The sequence below is a fragment of the Stanieria cyanosphaera PCC 7437 genome (assembly GCF_000317575.1).
In the GTDB taxonomy this organism is placed as follows: domain Bacteria; phylum Cyanobacteriota; class Cyanobacteriia; order Cyanobacteriales; family Xenococcaceae; genus Stanieria; species Stanieria cyanosphaera.
In genome coordinates this window covers 1,642,633-1,664,750 of sequence record NC_019748.1, presented here as the reverse complement: position 1 = coordinate 1,664,750, position 22,118 = coordinate 1,642,633, and the positions used below count along the sequence as shown (strand labels likewise).

General features: G+C 35.5%; 10 protein-coding genes and 1 pseudogene. 7 read left to right on the top strand and 4 right to left on the bottom strand.

Features of this window, described 5'->3' with window-relative positions; genetic code table 11:
* The first annotated feature begins 10 nt into the window (after window positions 1-10).
* Entirely contained in the window at window positions 11-5,236 is a 5,226-nt protein-coding gene (locus tag STA7437_RS07225) for a diguanylate cyclase domain-containing protein (RefSeq protein WP_015192722.1), read from the top strand.
* On the opposite strand, the gene STA7437_RS07220 is transcribed toward STA7437_RS07225, so the two are convergent.
* Entirely contained in the window at window positions 5,199-6,635 is a 1,437-nt protein-coding gene (locus tag STA7437_RS07220) for a carotenoid oxygenase family protein (protein WP_015192721.1), read from the bottom strand. The genes STA7437_RS07225 and STA7437_RS07220 overlap by 38 nt on opposite strands.
* A 580-nt stretch (window positions 6,636-7,215) precedes the next feature.
* Between STA7437_RS07220 and rfbF the strand changes: the two genes are divergently transcribed.
* The 6 genes from rfbF (at window position 7,216) to STA7437_RS07190 (ending at window position 13,942) form a co-directional block, all read left to right on the top strand.
* Window positions 7,216-8,067, top strand: a complete 852-nt coding sequence (rfbF, locus tag STA7437_RS07215; RefSeq protein WP_015192720.1) for a glucose-1-phosphate cytidylyltransferase — start codon at window positions 7,216-7,218, stop codon at window positions 8,065-8,067.
* A complete protein-coding gene (locus STA7437_RS07210; protein WP_015192719.1) occupies window positions 8,045-9,037 on the top strand; it encodes an NAD-dependent epimerase/dehydratase family protein in 993 nt (330 codons plus the stop codon). The genes rfbF and STA7437_RS07210 overlap by 23 nt, the downstream gene beginning before the upstream one ends.
* 107 nt (window positions 9,038-9,144) lie before the next feature.
* Window positions 9,145-10,374, top strand: a complete 1,230-nt coding sequence (locus STA7437_RS07205) for a class I SAM-dependent methyltransferase (RefSeq protein ID WP_015192718.1) — start codon at window positions 9,145-9,147, stop codon at window positions 10,372-10,374.
* A 40-nt stretch (window positions 10,375-10,414) separates the two neighbouring features.
* A complete protein-coding gene (locus STA7437_RS07200) occupies window positions 10,415-11,632 on the top strand; it encodes a class I SAM-dependent methyltransferase (protein WP_015192717.1) in 1,218 nt (405 codons plus the stop codon).
* Window positions 11,633-11,722: 90 nt separating this feature from the next.
* Window positions 11,723-12,907: an L-2-hydroxyglutarate oxidase gene (gene lhgO, locus STA7437_RS07195; RefSeq protein ID WP_015192716.1), complete on the top strand. Its 1,185-nt coding sequence runs from the start codon at window positions 11,723-11,725 to the stop codon at window positions 12,905-12,907.
* Between the two features lie 78 nt (window positions 12,908-12,985).
* On the top strand, window positions 12,986-13,942 hold the full coding sequence (locus tag STA7437_RS07190) for an ABC transporter permease (protein ID WP_015192715.1): 957 nt from the start codon (window positions 12,986-12,988) through the stop codon (window positions 13,940-13,942).
* A gap of 516 nt (window positions 13,943-14,458) precedes the next feature.
* Here the strand turns inward: STA7437_RS07190 and STA7437_RS24775 are convergent.
* The 3 genes and pseudogenes from STA7437_RS24775 to STA7437_RS07175 all read right to left on the bottom strand — a co-directional run bounded on the left by STA7437_RS24775 (window position 14,459) and on the right by STA7437_RS07175 (window position 22,031).
* On the bottom strand, window positions 14,459-15,508 hold the full coding sequence (locus STA7437_RS24775; protein WP_015192714.1) for a pre-peptidase C-terminal domain-containing protein: 1,050 nt from the start codon (window positions 15,506-15,508) through the stop codon (window positions 14,459-14,461).
* Window positions 15,509-15,540: 32 nt separating this feature from the next.
* A complete protein-coding gene (locus STA7437_RS07180; protein ID WP_015192713.1) occupies window positions 15,541-15,867 on the bottom strand; it encodes a metal-sensing transcriptional repressor in 327 nt (108 codons plus the stop codon).
* 239 nt (window positions 15,868-16,106) lie between these two features.
* Window positions 16,107-22,031: pseudogene (locus STA7437_RS07175) on the bottom strand (DNA-directed RNA polymerase subunit beta').
* Window positions 22,032-22,118 lie beyond the last annotated feature (87 nt).

Here is a 22,118-nt window from a genome sequence, read left to right as displayed (position 1 = left end):
ACAGACGATTATGACCAGTTTAAACCCTTTCCTAAAAGGCTATCAAATTTTTGACAAAATTTATGAAGGATTAACAACAATTGTTTATCGAGGACAAGATCTAGACAAACAAAAACCAGTAGTAATCAAACTTTTAAAAAATCAATACCCTCAAATTAACGATTTAATTAGGTTACGAAATCAATATATTATTACGAAAAATTTAGACTCAGATAGCTTGATCAAAACTTACAACCTAGAACATCACGGTCGTAGTTTTGCATTGGTGATGGAGGATTTTGGGGGAATCCCTCTGTTAGATTATTTAAAAAGTAAGAATTGTTCTAATTTAGCTAACCAAAACCTAGATGATTTTTTCGTTATCGCTATTGGCATCGCAAAAATCCTTGAACAACTATATTGCGATCGCATTATTCATCAAAATATCATTCCTAAACATATCCTAATTAATCCCCATAATCAACAAGTTAAACTGATTGATTTTGGCAATGCTTCTTTATTACCAAAAGAACATCAATTTAAACAATATTTTCCAACAAATACTGATAATTTAGCCTATATTTCTCCTGAACAAACAGGAAAAATGAACCGAGGTCTTGATTATCGCACAGATTTTTATTCAGTAGGAATTATTTTTTATCAGTTATTGACTGGACAATTACCTTTTCACAGTAAAGATTTAATTGAGTTAATTCACTTTCATCTGGCGAGAATTCCACCGCCACTACAGCAAATTAATTCTAATGTTCCATTATTGCTCAATGATTTAGTTTTAAAATTATTAGCAAAAAATCCCGAAGAACGATATCAAACTGGATTTGGTTTACGTTACGACTTGGAATTATGTCAACAACAATGGCAAGCAAACCAAAAGATTACTAATTTTATTTTAGGAACAAGAGATATATGCGATCGCTTTATTATCCCTGAAAAAGTTTACGGTAGAGAAGCAGAAATAGAAACTTTATTATCTGCTTTTGAAAGGATAACTCAAGGCGAAGCGGAAATAATTTTAGTGTCGGGTTATTCAGGAGTAGGTAAAACTGTTTTAATTCATGAAATTCGTCAACAAATTGTAAATCGAAACGGTTATTTTCTTCAAGGTAAATTTGAGCAATTTCAGCGCAGTATTCCTTTTCTTGGTATAGTTCAAGCTTTTAGTAATTTAGTTAATCAATTATTAACAGAAAATTTTACTCATTTACAGCAATGGCGAATCAAGCTTACTGAAGCTTTGGGTAAAAATGGACAGCTTATCTTAAATATTATCCCTGAGTTAGAACAAATAATTGGTAAACAGCCACCTGTTGTAGAATTAGAACCGAATGCAGCAGAAAAACGTTTTAATCTTATTTTTTATAAATTTATTCAAGTTTTTACTACTTCTAATTATCCTTTAGTTCTTTTTATTGATGATTTGCAATGGGCGGATTTATCATCTTTAAAATTAATTGAATTCTTAGTAAATAAGCCAACTAATTCTGGGTTATTAATTATTGGTGCTTATCGGGATAACGAAGTTGATTTAGCTCATCCTTTAATGTTATCGATAGAAGCAATTAAAAAATGCCATCTAACTCAAGTTAATGAAATTAAATTATCCCCTTTAAGTTTAGCTGCTTTAAATTCTTTAGTCGCTGATACTTTATCTTGTCAAAAAAAATCAGCTTTATCTTTAACTGAACTAATTTATCAAAAGACTCAAGGTAATCCCTTTTTTTCAATTCAATTACTTCAATCTTTTTATCAGACAGGTTTAATAACTTTTAATTTGAATGAGTATTATTGGCAATGTGATTTAGCTAAAATAAAAATCCTGGCTGTTAGTAATGACGTTGTAGAATTTATGGTTGATAGATTAAAAAAGCTATCAATTGCTACTCAAAAAACTTTGAAACTAGCAGCTTGTTTAGGAAGCAAATTTGATTTAGCTACTCTCGCTACTATTTGTGAGCATTCTTGCTTAGAGCTTACTCAAGATTTATGGGAAGCGTTACAAGCAGAATTAATTATACCTGTTAGTGAAATTTATCAATTTTATCTTGAACCAGAGTCACAAAATAATACATTTAATTTTAATAAAGATATACAGTTTGATTTAGCAGTTCCCTATCAATTTTTACACGACCGAGTTCAACAAGCAGCTTATTTATTAATTCCTGAAAACGAACGAGCTTTGACTCATTTAAAAATTGGTAATTTATTACTAAAGAGTACTCCACTAGCAGCACAAGAAGAACAACTTTTTACTATTGTTAATCATTTAAATTTAGGTAAAGAATTAATTCATCAACCACTAGAAAAAGAACAATTAGCACAACTAAATTATCGAGCTGGTAAAATAGCTAAACAAGCTCCCGCCTATCCAGCAGCTTTTAATTATTTTGCAACAGGAATAAAACTTTTAAGTCCGGATTGTTGGCAGACATCTTATGATTTTACTTTAAATTTATTTATTGCTACTTCAGAATCTGCTTATCTTTGTGGCAAATTTAACCGAATGGAAGATTTGTTTAATATTATCCTTAAACAAACAGACAACTTATTAGATCGAGTTAAAGTTTATGAAGTAAAAATTCAAGCTTTAATTGCTCAAGGTAAACCAGCAGAAGCAGTTCAAACTGCGTTAAAAGTTTTAAATTGGTTGGGTTTAAATTTTCCTGTCAAACCTAATAAATTGCAAATTTTATCATCGTTAATTAAAACTAAATTTAATTTAGCTGGTAAGAAAATTGAAGATTTAATTAATTTGCCCATCCTCAGTAACGCTAAAATTGTGGCATCCGGACGAATTATGATGATTGTAGGTTCTTCTGCTTATAGTGCAGCAGTTGAACTCATTCCGTTAATAACTTTGAGTGGTGTCAATTTATCTATTAAATACGGTAATGCAACTATTTCTACTTTTGGTTATGCAGGTTTCGGTATTATTTTATGTGGAGTTTTAAATGATATTGATTCTGGTTATCGCTTTGGCAAACTAGCATTAGATTTAGTCGAAAAATTAAATGCTAAAGAACAAAAAGCACGAACAATGATGCTTTTTAATAACTTTATTCGCCACTGGAAAGAGCATCTTCAATCTGGATTAGAACCGCTACTGACAGGATATCAAGTAGGTTTAGAAACTGGAGATCTAGAATTTGCTGCTTATTCAGTTTATATGCACTGTTATCATTCTTATTTTTTAGGAAAAGAATTAACAGAACTTGAACAAAAAATGACAATTTATGGAGATACAATTAAAAATTTAGGACAAGAAACTGTCTTGCGTTTGCATCAAGTTTATCATCAAGTAATTTTAAACTTGCTAGGATATAATAATCATCCTTGTTTATTAATCGGCAAAGCATATAACGAACAAAAAAGTTTACCTTTATTACTAGAACAACAACATCGTTCAGCATTATTTGATTTGTATTTTCATAAATTAATGATGTTTTATTTGTTTGGTAATTATGTTGAAGCTTTTGATTATGCAAAGATGACAGAAAAATATTTAGATAGCGCGATCGCGACTCCTTCTGTTCCTATTTTTTATTTTTATGATTCTTTAGCTCGACTAGCTCAATATCATCAAGTTGCTCAATTAGAAAAAAGAAAAATTATTAATCGAGTCAACCATAACATCAAAAAATTGCGAAAATGGTCTACTTATTCTTCAGAAAATATTTTACATAAATTACATTTAGTTTTAGCTGAAAAAAATCGTATTTTTGGTAATAATTCTCAAGCAATAGAACATTATGATCGAGCAATAAAACTAGCTCAAGAACAAAAATATTTAAACGAACAAGCATTAGCTCAAGAATTAGCTGCTAAATTTTATTTAGCTTGGGGAAAAGAAAATATTGCTCAACTTTATTTTACTGATGCTTATTACAGTTATGCACGTTGGGGTGCCAAAGCGAAGCTAGAAGATTTAACTCACAATTATCCTCAATTACTTACTCCTATTATTAATTACACACCAAGTTTACCCGTGCCAGAACAATATCATCAAAGTTTAAAACAGCTTGATTTAAGTACCATTATTAAGGCTTATCAAGCTATCTCTAAAGAAATTAAATTAGACCGTTTATTATCAACTTTGCTCAAAGTAATTCTTGAAAATACAGGAACACAAATAGGTTATCTTTTCTTAAAATTACAATCATCTGCTCCACAATTAATTGTCGCTGCCAAAGCTATTGATGATCAGATCGAGATTCAGACCTTATCTGCTAATTCAAATTCAGCAACTCAACAATTTCCCCACCGAATAACTAACTATGTTCAAAATACGTTAACACCTTTAGTAATTAATGATAGTCAATCAGAAAACTTATTAATCAACGATCCTTATTTTAATAATTATCTACCAAAATCAATTTTATGCTTGCCAATTTTAAATCATCATCGACTTATTGCTATTCTTTATTTAGAAAATAATTTAACTACTCATGCTTTTACTCAAGAAAATCAAACAGTTTTAAATATTCTTTGTTCTCAGGCTGCTATCTCTATAGAAAATGCCAATCTGTATCAAAGTTTAGAAGTTTTAGTTGCTCAAGAACAAGAAAAAACCTATCAACTAGAATTGTATTTACAAGAACTCAAACAAACTCAAACCAAATTACTCAAAATTCAAAATCAACTCAAACATGATGCTTTTCACGATCCATTAACAGGTTTACCCAATCGACAATGGCTACTTGAATTACTACAACGAGCAATTAATTTATCAGCCAGATATCCAAATTATTTGTATGCTGTTTTATTTCTTGACTTAGATGGGTTTAAAACAGTTAATGATAGTTTAGGACATCTAGTCGGCGATCAATTACTCAAAATAGTAGGTAAAATTTTAAAACATTGTGTGCGTGCTAGCGATACTGTAGCTCGTTTTGGTGGTGATGAATTTGCTATTCTTTTAGAAGAACTAGAAAACCCTCAAGAAGCGATCGCAATAGCTCAAAGAATTCAAGCCCACTTTATAGAACCAATTCAATTAAACTCTCATCAAATTACAATTGGCATAAGTATTGGGATAACTTTTGGTACTCCTGATTATCGGCAACCAGAACATATTCTTCAAGATGCAGATACAGCAATGTATCAAGCTAAAGCTAAAGGGAAAGGAACTTATGTTGTTTTTCAACTAGCTAAAGAAGATCAATTATCTTCCTCACAAATTTATGCTAATTACCCTCATGATCTTAAAAAGTCCCAGATTTCCAAGTACCGTGAAAACTAGGAGGAACTACACTAGGTAAACCAAGACGACAAACAGGTTCACTTTCCAAGCGATCGCTCTCGTAAATTCTTACTTCACTACGATGATCATTGTCGTCATAAACTACTGTAATTAACCACCCTTGGTTTAAATTATCTGGTTGAGGAACGTAAATTGGTTCAGAAGGATAGCAATTAGTTCCTAAATCAGCTATCGATAACCTACCCGTTTTTCGATCATAACACGCGATCGCATTTAACAATTCTTGACTTAAGTCTGTCCCCTCTTGATAAATAGATAAATACGTTTTATCCCACGATTTTCCAACTAAATGTTGAGGTACAACAGGAAATTCACAACCTCGATCTAATAATTGAGTTGAAGCGACAATTTGTTTAGTTTTAAGATCAATCTTTATTTCCCATAACGTTCCTTTCGCTGCTGTATTAGTTTTACCAGTAGCTACTTCCTTTAAATATTGATTAGTTTGAAAATCTGAATAACGAACCAACTCAATTATTATTAAACCATTGTCATCAACAAATCCATTGGTAAAATGCCATTGATACCAAGCTTCCCCTTCCAACCTAGCAACTAAATCAAGGTTATGACGATCAAAAATTAAAATTTCTGTGCCTAACTTTGGTTGCCATACCATCGCCTCACTGAAAGATTTTAAACCAAGTAAAACAGGTAAAATCTTCACTCTTACGGGAGGAATAAAAAAGACTAAATATTCTCCAGCCAAAACAAAATCATGAATTAATGGTAAACCTTTTAATTCCACACAATTTTGTTGTTTTACTTTCCCCTCAGCACTACAACTATAAAGATTCAAAGTTGTTTTTGAACCAACAGAAACTCCAAAATTAAAAATTTCTCCTGTTTGCCTATCAACTTTAGGATGTGCCGAAAAAGCCTGGTTTTTTGATAAGCTTGCTAAATTATCTATTCCTCTGGTAGCTAAAGTTTGCAAATCTACATTGTAAGGTAAACCGCCCTCCCACAAAGCCAAAAGTCGGTCTGGTAAAGCCAAAACCGAAGTATTAGCTGCATTTTTCACAGGTTTTAACCAATTATTCCAAAATCCACCCCTAGCAGTCATCCCATAATTAGGAAAAACAAAAGTATTCGCTGCCTCTTCTTCTTGATATCCTTGTGTTTGAACGTAGCGATAAACCCCTGTTGCGCCTGTTGCTGTAAAATTAACAGCTAAAATCGCTCCATCACCATCAAACCAATGTCCTACTCTCTGTTGATTACGTTGTAAACGTCCAGGACCGTTACGATAAAGCGTTCCTCTTAATCCCACAGGAATATTACCACTAAGAATTGGTAAATTAGTCAGAGCAAATTCTTGAGCAGGTTGAGAAAAGGCTTTAGACCAAGATTTATAGTTAGATGTCATGTCGAGAGCCATTGCAATTAATCAGCTTTTTAATCATTAAAAAACTCAAGTAAAATTTTTATTTTTTCAAAAAAATTAATTTAACTAGAGCTACAATAAATAATTCAAATGTGAACGTTGTTAAAATTAAAATCTCTTGATATTAACCCCATAATTTATTTATAAAAAATATGTTAATAATCTAACAGATTTATGAAATTTTCTTGTCATTTAATTTACTTTATCAAAAATTTAAATTAAGATTATTCAAAATTTTTTAAAATTAACCTATAGCGTTTCTATAACGAGTGAGTTAAACTGAGTAACGATGAAAGAAAAACAACAACAATTAATTTATTAATTCACTTTTTGAGTGCAATCATTAATGGATAAAACCTTTAAGATTGTGTTGACTCATAAATCTGCAAATTAGGTGTAAGCTAAATTTATTTTATGGCTTGCGCTATATAAAACGTTATGGCAATAAAGACAGTCTTTGGAGTTGTATTCCAAAGTTTTGCGCTTTTTCCTACACCGAGTTGCTAGTCAACTAAGAACACTTTATATCTTATCTCAGTAAATTCCTACAAGGAAATCTTCGCAAGGAAAACTTATGAAAGTAGCCCTTCTGGCAGGTGGATTAGGAACAAGACTTTCCGAAGAAACCGAAAACAAACCAAAACCAATGGTAGAAATTGGTGGACAACCAATTTTATGGCATATCATGATGCACTACTATCATCATGGATTTAAAGATTTTATTATTGCTTTAGGATACAAAGGCGCAGTCATCAAAAAATACATGGTAGATTACTGCGCCCTTAATAGTAATCTGACGGTTAAATTAGGCAACGGTCAGGTCACAACTCATAGTAACTATTCCCTCGATTGGACAGTCGAACTAATCGATACCGGACTGATGACCAATACTGGAGGGAGAATTAAAAGATTAGCTCCCTATGTAGGCAACGAAACATTCATGCTGACTTGGGGAGACGGAGTATCTGACATCAATTTACAAGAATTATTAGCCTTCCATCGCGCTCACGGTAAACTCGCAACTCTAACAGCAGTTCGTCCTCCTGCCCGCTTTGGTCACTTGGAATTGGACGGAGACCAAATTGTTGAATTTTCAGAAAAACCACAAACCGCCGAAGGTTGGATCAATGGTGCCTTTTTTGTGTTAGAACCAGAAGTATTTGATTATATCGACGGTGATGACACTCAATGGGAAAAAGAGCCTCTAGAAAGATTAGCTAGAGAAGGTCAGTTAATGGCTTACAAGCATGATTCTTTCTGGCAATGTATGGATACCTTAAGAGATAAGCGTCGCTTAGAAAGTTTGTGGTCAAGTGGTCAAGCACCTTGGAAAACGTGGGAGGAAAGTAATGAAAGTAATGGTAACGGGTCACAAAGGATACATCGGAACGATTCTAATCCCGATGTTGTTAAACCAAGGATATGAGGTTATTGGTTTAGATAGCAATTTGTACGAACGTAGTACTTTTGGGACAGGAATCGTTGAAATTCCAGAGATTAAAAAAGATATTCGTGACGTTGAGTTAGAAGATTTGACAGGGATTGAAACAGTACTTCATTTAGCAGGACTTTCTAATGATCCGTTGGGAAATCTCAATCCTAACCTTACCCATGAAATCAATTATCTAGCCTCCGTAAAATTAGCTCAATTAGCTAAACAAGCTGGTGTTTCACGCTTTATTTTTTCTTCCTCCTGTAGTAACTATGGTGCAGGTGGTACAGATTGGCTAACCGAAGAATCTGCTTTTAATCCTGTAACTCCCTATGGAGTTTCTAAAGTTAAAGTAGAGCAAGATGTTAGTCAATTGGCGGATGATAATTTCAGTCCTACTTTCCTACGCAATGCTACTGCCTATGGAGTTTCTCCTCGGTTGCGTTTTGACTTAGTTCTCAACAACTTAGTTGCTTGGGCATTAACCACAGGACAAGTTTATATTAAAAGCGATGGTACTCCTTGGCGACCAATCGTACATATTGAGGATATTTCGCGAGCATTTATAGCTGTACTAGAAGCTCCCAGAGACTTAATTCATAATCAAGCTTTCAATGTAGGACGCAACGAAGACAACTATCAAATTCGCGATTTAGCTAATATTGTTAAAGAGATTGTTCCTAATTGTCAGATTGAATATGCACCAGATGGTGGACCTGACAAGCGTTGTTATCGAGTCGATTGCAGTAAAATTGCTCAAACTCTGCCTGATTTTCAACCACAATGGAATGCTCGTAAAGGAGCAATCGAACTGTATGAAACTTATCAAAAAGTAGGATTGACCTTAGAAGAATTTGAAGGTCCTAAATACCAGCGTATTGCTCACATTAAATATTTAATGGGTCACGATTTATTGGATGAAAATTTGCGTTGGAAAAAATCAACTCTGGCTATGCAAATATAGTTTATTTCAATAATCGAGCCGTAATTATTATCTTTCAGGGCAATCTCTAAGGTTGCCCATGTCATTATTGTAACTGCATTAATAATTATCAAAATTCTGCTGAAATAATGTTAGAAAAAAAAGCAACTTGCCTTTCTTGTGGCAACTCTGAATTAAAAACAATTATCTCTTTTGGTTATACTCCTCTAGCTGATAATTTGTTAACTACAGAACAGCTAAATTTACCAGAATATACTTCACCTTTAGATTTAGCTTTTTGTCCTGATTGTGGCTTAGTACAAATTACTGAAATAGTTCCACCAGAAATTTTATTTTGCCGAGATTATCCTTATTTTTCTTCAGTTTCTCCTTCTCTTTTAAAGCATTTTGGAGATAGTGCCAAAAATTTAATTACCGCTAGAAAATTGAACAGCAATAGCTTAGTAATAGAAGCAGCTAGTAATGATGGCTATATGCTAAAGAATTTTGTTGCAGAAGGAGTTCCTGTTTTGGGTATCGATCCTGCATCAGGTCCTGCTACTACTGCTCAACAAGCAGGCATACCAACTCTTTGTACTTTTTTTACTAAAGATTTGGCACAACAATTAAAAACAGAAGGCAAACAAGCTGATTTATTTTTAGCTAATAATGTTTTAGCACACGTACCAGATTTAAATGGTTTTGTGGCTGGAATCAAAATTTTACTGAAAGATACTGGAGTAGCAGTTATTGAAGCTCCTTATGTGGTTGATTTAGTCGAGCATTGCGAGTTTGATACTATTTATCATCAGCATCTTTGCTATTTTTCAGTGACAGCATTAGACAAATTATTTAGAAGACACAATCTTTATCTCAATGATATTCAAAGAACTTCAATTCATGGTGGTTCTTTAAGATTATTTGTTGAACCAGTTGAAGCAGTTAAAGATTCAGTAAAGTCTTTATTAGAACTAGAAAAAAATCAAAAAGTAGACCAGTTGGATTATTATCAACAGTTTGCTAGTCGAGTTGTTAATTTTAAATCATCATTATTAGATTTACTCTGGGATTTAAAACAACAAGGTAAAAGAATTGTTGGTTATGGTGCTGCTGCTAAGGCAACTACAATGCTGAGTTATTTAGGAATTAATAAAACTATCTTAGATTATGTAGTTGACTTAAATAAATTTAAGCATGGTCGTTACATGGGAATTAATCACTTTCCCATTTTTCCTCCAACTAAATTATTAGAAGACCAGCCCGATTATGTATTGATTTTAGCTTGGAATTTTGCTCAAGAAATTATGCAGCAACAAGAAGCTTATCGCGCTGCAGGAGGTAAGTTTATTGTACCGATTCCCGAACCAAAAATTGTTTAATTACTGCTGACTCATTAATAATTTACAAGAAAAAATTAAGATGCTTTCTAACCAAGTTCAATCAAAAATATCGACATCTGCTTCAGATCATATCTGTCCTAACTGTGGAAATAAAGGATTAGAGATTTTTTATGAGGTACGTAATGTGCCAGTTCATAGTTGCTTGATGATGTCAAGTAAAGAAGAAGCTTTAGATTTTCCTTGTGGTGATGTTGTTCTAGGCTTTTGTGACAAGTGTGGTTTTATTACTAATGTAGAGTTTGACCCCAAATGGTCGGCTTATGCGCCTAATTATGAAGATCAACAGAGTTTTTCGCCTACTTTTAACAAGTTTGCAGTTGATCTAGCTAAAAAATTAATAGATAAATACGATTTACACAACAAAGATTTGGTTGAAATTGGTTGTAGTAAAGGTGATTTTTTACTACTACTTTGTGAGTTGGGTAATAATCGGGGAATTGGCATCGATCCTAGTGTAGTTCCTGGTAGGGTTCAAAGTGAAGCAGCAGAAAGAGTAACTTTTATACAAGAGTATTATTCTGAAAGTCATGCCAAATACGTGGGCGATTTTATTTGCTGCCGTCATACTTTGGAACACATTCAACCGACGGCAGAATTTATTCAGACGGTAAGAAATTCGATTGGAGAACGAAAAAATGTGGCGTTTTTCTTGGAAATTCCTGATAATACCAGAGTTTTACAACAATTAGCTTTTGAAGATATTTATTACGAGCATTGTTCTTATTTCTCTCCTGGAACTTTAGCTCGTTTATTCCGCAGTTGTGGGTTTGAAGTAACTGATTTGTATCTTGAATATGGCGAACAATATTTATTGATTGAAGCTATTCCCGTAGATACTCCTTCGAGTAAAATTCATCCTTTAGAAGAAACGGTTGCAGATGTCGTAGCGGATGTTAAATATTTTACAGAGAATATTCAGCAGAAGTTAGAGCATTGGAAGCAATATTTAGAAAAGATGCAAGCCGAACAGAAAAAAGTAGTTGTTTGGGGTTCTGGTTCTAAATGTGTGGCTTTTTTAACTACCCTCGATACGATTGATAAGATTGAATATGTGGTTGATATCAATCCTCATCGTCACGGAAAATTTATTCCTGGAGTTGGGAAGGAAATTATGTCGCCTGAGTTTTTGAAGGAGTATCAGCCTGATACGGTGATTGTAATGAATGCAATTTATTGCGATGAAATTGGGCAAATGCTTCAGAAAATGGGTGTTAATCCTGAAATCGTTGCTCTTTAATTTTTTTACATAAATGGGTACGGTAGGGGCAATTCACCAATTGCCCCTCTAAATTGTTTGGTATCAATTGAATTCTGCGTTTTAAATTGTATGTACGATTTTGCGATTATCGGCGGTGGTATTGTTGGTTTATCTACGGCAATGGCTTTAGGAAAACAATTTCCTGATGCCAAAATAGCTTTATTAGAAAAGGAAAATTCTTGGGCTGCCCACCAAACTGGTAATAATAGCGGAGTTATTCATTCTGGAATTTATTATAAACCAGGCAGTTTTAAAGCCAAGTTTTGCCGAGAAGGCAACCTCTCGATGGTCGCATTTTGCCAAGAACATGGTATAGATTACGAAGTTTGCGGTAAGGTTATTGTTGCTACAACTGAGGCAGAATTGCCTTTATTAAACAATCTTTATCAACGGGGTGTTGAAAACGGTATTGAGGTAGCGAAATTAACTAAGGAACAAGTTCAAGAAATTGAGCCTCATATCAGTTGTTTGGCTGGAATTTTAGTTAGATCGACAGGAATCGTTAATTATCGTCAAGTTTGTCAGAAATATGCTGAAATAGCCCAACAACAAGAAGCAGCGTTGTATTTTAAGCAGAAAGTAGTCGAGATTAAGGAAATTTCAGAAGGATATTGCTTAATAACTAATCAAGGCGAATATAGCACCCGTTTTTTAATTAATTGTGCTGGCTTATTTAGCGATCGCATGGCTGAACTTGCCCAGGCTAAACCATCGGCTAAAATCGTTCCCTTTCGTGGAGAATATTACGAATTAACCCCAGAAAAGCGTTATTTAGTTAAAAATCTCATTTATCCTGTTCCTAATCCCAATTTTCCCTTTTTAGGAGTTCACTTTACCCGCATGATCGATGGTAGCGTTCATGCTGGGCCTAATGCGGTGTTAAGTTTTAAACGGGAAGGTTATCATAAAACTGATTTTGACTTCAGGGATTTCTTTGATACTATGACCTATCCTGGTTTTTGGAAACTAGCTGTTCAACACGCTACTCCTGGGTTAGAAGAAATGATGCGTTCATGGAGTAAAGCTTTATTTGTACGTAGTTTACAGCAGTTGATTCCCGAAGTTCAAGCAGAAGATGTAATTCCTACTCATGCAGGAGTAAGAGCGCAAGCACTACAGAATAACGGTAAGCTAGTAGATGACTTTCTCATTATCAATCGTCCTAATGCTATGCACGTTTGTAACGCACCTTCTCCTGCTGCAACTTCATCGTTAGAAATTGGTAAAGCGATCGCTCTTCAGATTGTAAGATAGTATTTATCTGATTAATGAGATACAGTCTAAGATATTAGTTTTTGTTGATTGTTAAACTCCTGATCTCTGACCCCATTAATGCAGCAATATTTAATTAAACGCTTGCTAATTTCCATTCCTACTTTACTGGCGATTAGTTTAGTAATTTTTACGGTTTTAGCCTTAGCACCGGGAGATCCATTAGGGGAATTTGCTTCTAATCCAGCGATTACAGCAGAAGTTCGGGAAAATATTCGTAAATCTCTTGGTTTAGATCAACCAATTCAGGTTCGTTATTTTAAATGGTTGTGGGCGTTTATTAGAGGAGATTTAGGTTATTCTTTTACTAGTCGCAGTCCAGTATTAAATTTAATTTTACAAAGATTACCAACAACTCTTTGGATAGTTGGTTCAGCTTATGTGGTTGGGTTAATAATTGCGTTTCCTTTAGGAATTATTTCTGCTTTAAAACGTTATTCTTTTACCGATCAAATTATTACGACTTTTGCTTTTTTAGGTTTTTCTTTACCACCTTTTTTTACAGGTATATTATTTATTATTATTTTTAGTGTTCAATTAAAGTGGTTTCCTTTTATTTATAATAGCACTTTGAAAATAACTGATTGGTCAAGTTTTATTGCAGTAATTCAACAATCAATTATGCCTATAACTGTGTTAGTTTTATATCAATCAGCCATTTTAATGAGGTTTATTCGTTCCTCAATTTTAGAACAATTAAATCAAGAATATGTCCGCACTGCGATTGCGAAAGGTTTATCTTCTTTTGCTGTATTAAAAAATCATATTTTACCTAATGCAATGATTCCTGTAATAACTTTAATTGCTTTAGATATTCCTGCTATTTTTACAGGAGCTTTGGTTACAGAACAAGTTTTTCGTATTCCTGGCATTGGCGCATTATTAATTGAATCAATTTATCGAAGCGATACTCCTGTAGTGATGGCAATTACTTTTATTTATGGTATTTTAATAGTTTTATTTAATTTAATTGCAGATATTTTATATGGGATTCTCGATCCAAGAGTTAGATATTAATTCTTTAATTTGAAATAAGTACTCGTGCAAAATAAATTACATGGTGGAGATAGACAAGAGGTAAAAGGCAGAAGGTAACTGTACAGACGTAATATCAAGTACGAATAATTGGTTGAAATAAAAAAGCCTGGTTGCATTTAGTAATTACTAATTACTAATTACTAATTACTAAGAGAGTATCTATTAATAAAATATTAAACGCTCTTGTAAAATGGGTTAAGCGGTAATTTCTTGAGCGAACTTATTTTGTCAATCAAAATCGGCCGTAACCTATCAATCCCAATCAATAAAGTTCTTCTTAAGATTTAGTTTATAGATACATTTACCTCACCAGTATGAGAACTGCTATATCTGACCTCAACTTTAATATAATTATTCAACCGAACTTGATATAACAGGTTGCGGTGAGAGCCTGCGCCACGCCAGTCGCTCCACTTGGGGATACCCCAAGACCGCGCTGGCTCACTTGCAGGCGCAAAGGAACGCTCATCAAGACACGTCTCTACTGATAACTGTTTAACGACGGACGGTTAAAACATATTTACCTTGTCCACCCTTATCATAAGCATTGACAATGATGTTATAAACTCCTGCTTCAGGCAAAGTAACTTTAAGACGAGAATTACTATTGCGATCGCTAACATCATCATTTTGCTCTAAAATATTGCCTTCAGCATCCATAATTGCCAAGAAAGTATCAAATTCTTCACTTTCTACACTAATAATAAAAGAATCTCCTGCTTGTCCTTCTAAAGGATAAGAATCATATAAACTGCCATCATTAGGAATAACCGTATCTCCTTTTTCTAAACTACCTTGTTCAATTTTTTCTAATAACAAAGAATTATCATCAGAATTGGTAGAGATTGTTGAAGTTTCCGATTCTAGTTGCTCAGAATTTGCTGTTGCACTATTATTTGCTAAATCAGTTTCCGAAGCATTTTCTCCGTAGCTAATTAAACAGACATTATCGTATCTACTATCAGCTTGACAAGCAATACCAGTGTTTTGCCAATCAGGGTTAAAAAGATAGTGAGAATCACTACCATTGATAAATCCGTCCCCAATTACGATCTGCATCACAATTCCTTCCGCAGTAGTTCTACCATAACTAACATTTCCTACTGCAAATTGATTACTTGCTTCGACTTCTTGCAGTTTTTTTTCAGCAACGGCAGTTAATTCTGTTGATAAAGTTAAAGGAGGTAGAGGATCAAGTTCGTTAAGAAACTCAACCGCATCTTCTAAAGCTTGTAAACCGTTATTGGTTCTAATTGGTTTTTCTCCTGGTAATTTTAACCAAACACCATCATAATACTGCTTCAAATCTTCCAACCAATCAGCATATTCTTGAGGATCGGTTCTAGCGCGGTTAATCTCTTCAGCGATCGCTTGTTCTAAACCCGAACGAGCTAATGAATTTTGAGCTATCAATTCAACTAATGATAAATATTTTTTTGGCAAACTTTGGGCTTGAACAGTGGAGTTAAAAACTTCTATCGACAAGCCCTGAATTAAGATAGTCAACAGTAAAATTTTTAAAGCATTATCCTTAAAATATTTCATCTCATACTTACCTCGCAAGGCTTTGGTTTAATCTATGGTAAGAAACGATCTAAAGCAGCTTTTAATTCTTCAATTTCGCTTTCAATATTGCCTTCTTTAGCTGCACGAGTAATACATTCTCCCAAATGTTCGTCCAAGATAATTCTGGCTACGCGGTCAATCGCCCCTCTAACAGCAGCAATCTGGATTAAAACTTCTGGACAAGGACGACTTTCTTTGACCATAGTTTTAATCCCCCTAATATGCCCTTCAATACGGGATAGACGATTAATGATCAGTCTAAGAGACTCTTCACTGTGGACATGAGGAGTGGCCTCAGTCTCTGAAGATTTGTTTTTATGTTGATGTTGATGACCCACTTTAATTTTGTGACGCTAATTTTTAAGTTTTAGTTTCGCTCAAATCTATTTTTACTAATTTTTACTCTCTTGAACCCATGAGTGTGTTTTTATCTAGTTATTTATATATACTTGTAAATTTAAACAAAAGCCATCAGTAAAACTTGGTTTGTCAATAAAAAGTGATAGGAAAAAGCGCAAAAGCAATTATCCTATCACTTAACCTTAAACTATTTAGCTTTAAGTAGGTTTTTTCTTAATTACTCTTCTTCAAAACCCTCAAACTCATCATAATAACTGCCTCCCAGTGGTTCATCATCTTCTTCTGAGATAATTGCTCTGGCAGTTTGATCATCAAGAATAACATTTTCGTCATCATCAAAATCTTGATAGCGACGAGGTAAAGGCTCTTGAATAAAGTTATCTTCGCCAATCCGATAACTGTCATAGCCTTCGCTACCGTAACTATACATTGAACCACTGCGTGAATCTAAATCGCCACGGCTACCTACTCCCTCTTCGTGGGTGTTAAAACCTGTTCCAGCAGGAATCAAACGACCAATAATGACGTTTTCTTTTAAACCTCTGAGCCAATCAGATTTACCTTCAATGGCTGCTTCGGTTAATACACGAGTAGTTTCTTGGAAAGAAGCTGCGGAGATAAAGCTGTCAGTATTCAAAGAAGCCTTGGTAATACCTAAAAGTACAGGAGTATACTGAGCAGGTGCGCCACCAGTAATAGACATAGCTTCGTTGACTTGTTCGATTTGTCGTAATTCTACTAACTCTCCAGGAAGCATTGTAGTATCACCACCGTCATCGACTCGAACTTTAGAAGTCATCTGGCGGACAATTACTTCAATATGTTTGTCAGAAATATCAATTCCTTGACTTTGATAAACAGACTGTACTTGGGTAACTAAGAATTTTTGAGCTTGTTGTAAGCCAATTAAAGATGCTTCGTAGCAACCTTTTTCTTCCAAATAATAATTAAAGAAAACCTCTAGGATTTCGTGAGGATTGGCTGGTCCATCAGTCAAAGGTTCGCCAGGTCCAACTTTTTGTCCGTCGGATACCATCGCATTTTGACCAGGGCCGACCGGATAATCGCTAACAACACCATCTTCTTCGATAATTTTTACGTCAACGGTTTCATCTTGTTCGTAAACTACTTGACAAACTCCTGGTCGACGACTCAAAACACAGGCTTCTTTGGGTTTGCGAGCTTCTAATAGCTCTTCAATTCTGGGTAAACCCTGAATAATATCTCCAGTTTTAGCTCGTTCAAAGATTAATAGTACTAAGTTATCACCTCTTTGTACTAAATCCCCGTTGTCGATATGTAAAATCGCACCAGCAGATACCCGATAAGGACGAGCCAAACGTAGAACAACTGTAGTTTTGTTGCCTTCTGTTTCAGTTATTTCTACTACTTGTCCCGATTCAACTAGTTTAGTTCCAGAAACTAACTCGGTACCAGCTACTAGTAAATCACCTTCTCGACATTGGCATTCACTTTTCTTGGCAGCTAATTCATAAGAAACGCGATCGCTATTCCGTACCACTAAAATTCTACGAAGTGCTTCTCCTCCCTTACGAATACCTCGGACTTCTCCAGCTTCTTTGCAACGAATTTCTGTTCGAGCGATCGTTGCTCCTTTAGGAATTTCTTGACCGTCTTCTACTAAAACTCTGGTTTGAATATTCCCGCTATAAGGGTCTGCGTCAGTATCTCGGCGGATGACCAAAGACTCTAAAATAACCAACTGCAAGCGTTGCGAGTCAGGATCGTCTTGGTCAGGTTTTAATTCAATATCCGCGCTTAAATTTGTAGCAGTTTCAATTTCGTCAGCATTATCAATTTCCAGAACTAACTGAGTACTTAGTAAAGAAACTCCTTCTACCGATTGAACTCTTTCTCCATCTTTAAAGAAAAGTCGTTGTACAGAGCGTAACTCAATTTGACGACCATCTTCATGGTTAATCGAAGCTTGAGAAGGTGCAGCAGGTTCATCAGATACTTGGTATTCAACTACTGGTCTTAGTAGTAGCGCAACACCTTCAGTAGTTTCAACAATTTCTCCGTATTTCAGTTCTTCAACTGTAACTCCAGGAATTACTTCAGTACCTGGTTGAATTAGTTGTCCGTCCAGACTAGGGTCAATATCATCTAATAAGTGTAATTCTCCTGGTTTGATGATAATTTCACGCAGAATATCATTTTTTTGAATTACTTCTGCTACCCCAGAGGATTGACAAAAAACATCTTTAACTACTTCGGTTCCTGCTTCAACATACTGACCATCTTCTACTAGTAACAAAGAAATATCTTTATTGACTTCGTGACTTTCTTCCGAAATCCATAAAATAGTTCCACCTTGGCTAATTTCATAACCTTGTTTACGGCTACCTTTAGAAATTTCTACTCCTGCATATTTAATAATGCCACCAGTTGAAGTTTTATAGCGGTCATCAATTAATTCGGCTACTACTTGATGATTTTGAACTTTTGTTCCTGGAGTAGTTTTCAACAAAAATCTTTGATCGTCAGCCGTATAAATAATATATTGTTCTCGACCGCCGTCGCTCTCTACTTTAACTTTGGCTTGGTCTAATAAAACAGAAGCCGTAATTACTTCTATTTCACGACTGCCAGGAGTCATCCGAATTACCCCCCCACTGGCAGACATTAATCTTGTTTGAGCTAGAATGTCCCCTGGTTGGACTTGATCTCCATTTTTAACAACTGGTTCTGCGCCAGGAAGTAGATTGTAAACTTCTCCCGACAAAATCCACAATAATCCCGCTCTTTGAGCAATACGGGTAGTATTGCCTTGACGGTCAGTTTTTTCTTCCGGAATTAAATCGGCAAACAGAACTTCTCCTGCTAAATGAGACGATACGTCTTTAGCTGCTTTTTCAGTCGATTTTTGGACTTTTGCTGAGTTGATTTCTGCTAAAAGTTGCCCTTTTTCTACCTGGTCTCCATCGAATACATGAACATAAGAACCTGGTGTTACAGGATAATTGAAAGATTGTCCTTTGCTTGGTACTAGTAATATATCTCCTGCTACCTCTACTTGCTCTCTTTCGTCACCATGACGAGTTCTAACTCTACGGGTAATTAAACCTTTACTATACTTGACTTTACCAACCACTTCTGCTCTTATTTGTCGGGCAACTTCTCCTGTAAAGACACCTCCTGTGTGGAAGGTTCGCATGGTTAACTGGGTTCCTGGTTCTCCAATTGATTGAGCAGCAATAATACCTACTGCTTCACCCATGTCAACCATTTTGCCGTGAGCCAAACTCCAACCATAGCAATGTTGACACACAGAACGTGCTGCCTCACAAGTTAAAGGAGAACGCACCATTACCTCTTCAGCCCGACGACCAATTTCTAGAGATAAATCCTCATCAATGTTCTGATTTCGCTGTGCAATCACTTCTCCAGTTTTAGAGTCCATGGCATCTCTAGCTAAGACTCGACCCATCAAGCGATCGCTCAGGGGAATTAAAACGCGATCGCCATCAGTCATGGCTCGCAGCGTAACTGCTCGTTGAGTACCACAATCTATCTCTCTGACAATTACATCTTGAGCTACGTCCACTAATCGACGAGTTAAATAACCAGAATCTGCTGTTCTTAAAGCTGTATCTACTAAACCTTTTCTCGCACCATAAGAAGAAATAATATATTCAGTAACCGTTAAACCCTCACGGAAGTTAGTTTTGATTGGTAAATCAATAATTTCCCCTTGAGGATCAGCCATCAAACCTCGCATCCCTACTAGCTGACGTACCTGAGATAAATTACCTCGCGCACCGCTAAAAGCCATCATATAGACAGAATTAAGAGGATCGCTAGCTTTAAAATTACGTACTACTTCATCTTTAAGATTTTCAGAAGTGCTATTCCAAGTATCAATTACTTTTTGAAATCTTTCTACTTCGGTAATCTCACCTCGGGCATATCTTTGTTCGGTTTGTCGAATTTCCGTTTCAGCAGCCTCTAGCAATTCCTGTTTTACGGGAGGAACTTTAAGGTCATCGACACTAATTGATACACCTGCTTTAGTGGCATAACGAAATCCCATTTCTTTTAACTGGTCTGCCATATTAGCGCAGCGTGCTGAACCATAATTAGTATAAGCCCAAGCAATTAACTTTTTCAGACGACCTTTATCAACGATGCGATTGTAGAACTTCATCTTAACTACCTGATTATCAATTAAATTTTTTTTTGGCTCAGTCCCCAATACATCGCCAACGAGATTAGATTGGGAACTGATAATTATTGATTAAGACACTGTTTGGAGAGTCTCTTGAATAACTTTGTTATAAATAATCCTGCCAATAGTTGTATGGACATACTGAGCTAAATATTCTCCCTCGGCAGTTTCTCTGACTAGCCGTTGTTGATAATATTTGATCGTACTACCATCAGCCAAAGTTTCCATTTCGATCACAGTATCATCGGGTTGACTGGTCTCCACATCTCCTTCATAACGAACCCAAACATAAGCATGAAGATCCACTTGTCCTTGTTCATAGGCTTTAATCGCATCATCTAAGCTAGCAAATCGACGGTCTTTTCCTTGAGTAGCTCTAGGATTTTCTGCAGTTAAGTAATAACAACCCAGTACCATATCTTGAGAAGGAGCAACGATTGGTCTACCTGTTGCAGGAGACAAAATATTATGACAAGCTAACATCAGCAATCTTGCTTCTGACTGAGCTTCTAAAGAAAGAGGTACGTGTACTGCCATTTGGTCACCATCAAAGTCAGCATTAAAGGCAGGACAGACAAGGGGATGTAACTGAATTGCTCTTCCTTCTACTAAAATAGGTTCAAAAGCTTGAATCCCTAGACGGTGTAAAGTAGGAGCTCGGTTCAATAAAACAGGGTGTCCAGTAATAACTTCTTTCAGTACTTCATAAACACCAGGATCGCCTCTTTGAATCAGTTTCTTAGCAGCTTTAATATTGTTTACCATACCGCTATGAATCAAACGGTGGATCACAAAAGGCTGAAACAATTCAATTGCCATTTCCCTCGGCAAACCGCACTGATAAATCTTTAATTTGGGACCGACAACAATTACCGAACGTCCAGAGTAGTCTACCCGTTTTCCTAATAAGTTTTGACGAAAACGACCTTGTTTACCTTCGATAATATCGGAAAGTGATTTTAGGGGGCGATTATTAGCTCCAACAACGGTTCTACCACGACGACCATTATCAATCAACGCATCGACTGCTTCTTGCAGCATCCGCTTTTCATTACGTACGATGATTTCTGGTGCCAAAATTTCTTGCAAACGAGCTAAACGATTATTGCGATTAATCACTCGTCGATAAAGATCATTTAAATCGGAAGTAGCAAAACGACCACCATCTAATTGCACCATCGGACGTAAATCTGGAGGAATAACCGGAATTACCGATAAAACCATCCATTCAGGACGAGCTCCTGTGGCAATAAAATTATCAATTACTCTGAGTCGTTTAATTAATTTGGCTCGTTTTTGTCCTTTAGCTTCTTCTATTTCTTGTCGAAGTTTTTCTGCTTCCGACTCTAATTCAACTTCTTCTAAAAGTCTTTGAACTGCTTCAGCACCAATCCCAACTTCTATACCGACTAATTCCGAGTCTTCGCTGTAAAGTTGTTCTTCAATTTCAATCCATTGATCTTCAGTCAATAACTGTTTGGGTGATAAATTCTGAGCATTACCTGGATCTAAAACTACATAAGCATTAAAGTAAACAATTTGCTCTACATCTCGCAGAGGCATATCTAACAGAATGCTGAGATAACTAGGTATTCCCTTGAGATACCAAACATGAGTTACAGGAGCAGCGAGTTTAATGTAGCCCATGCGATGACGACGCACTCTAGACTCAGTTACTTCTACACCACATCGCTCACAAACTATGCCACGATGGCGTACCCGCTTATATTTTCCGCAATGACATTCCCAATCCTTAGCTGGACCAAAAATTCGCTCACAAAACAAACCGTCCATCTCTGGTTTGAGAGTACGGTAATTAATAGTTTCTGGCTTAGTAACTTCTCCAACTAGTTGACCGTTTGGTAAAGTTCTTTCTCCCCATTGACGAATTCTGTCTGGAGAAGCAATGCCAATTTTTACGTAATCAAATCTTTGTTCTAGTTGATTTCTCATTTCCAGCGATGTCAAGAATTAGCGATTGGTGATTATTGTTCAATCAAGATTGTGTCGAACCAGGGTAACTGGCTATCAGTCTTACAT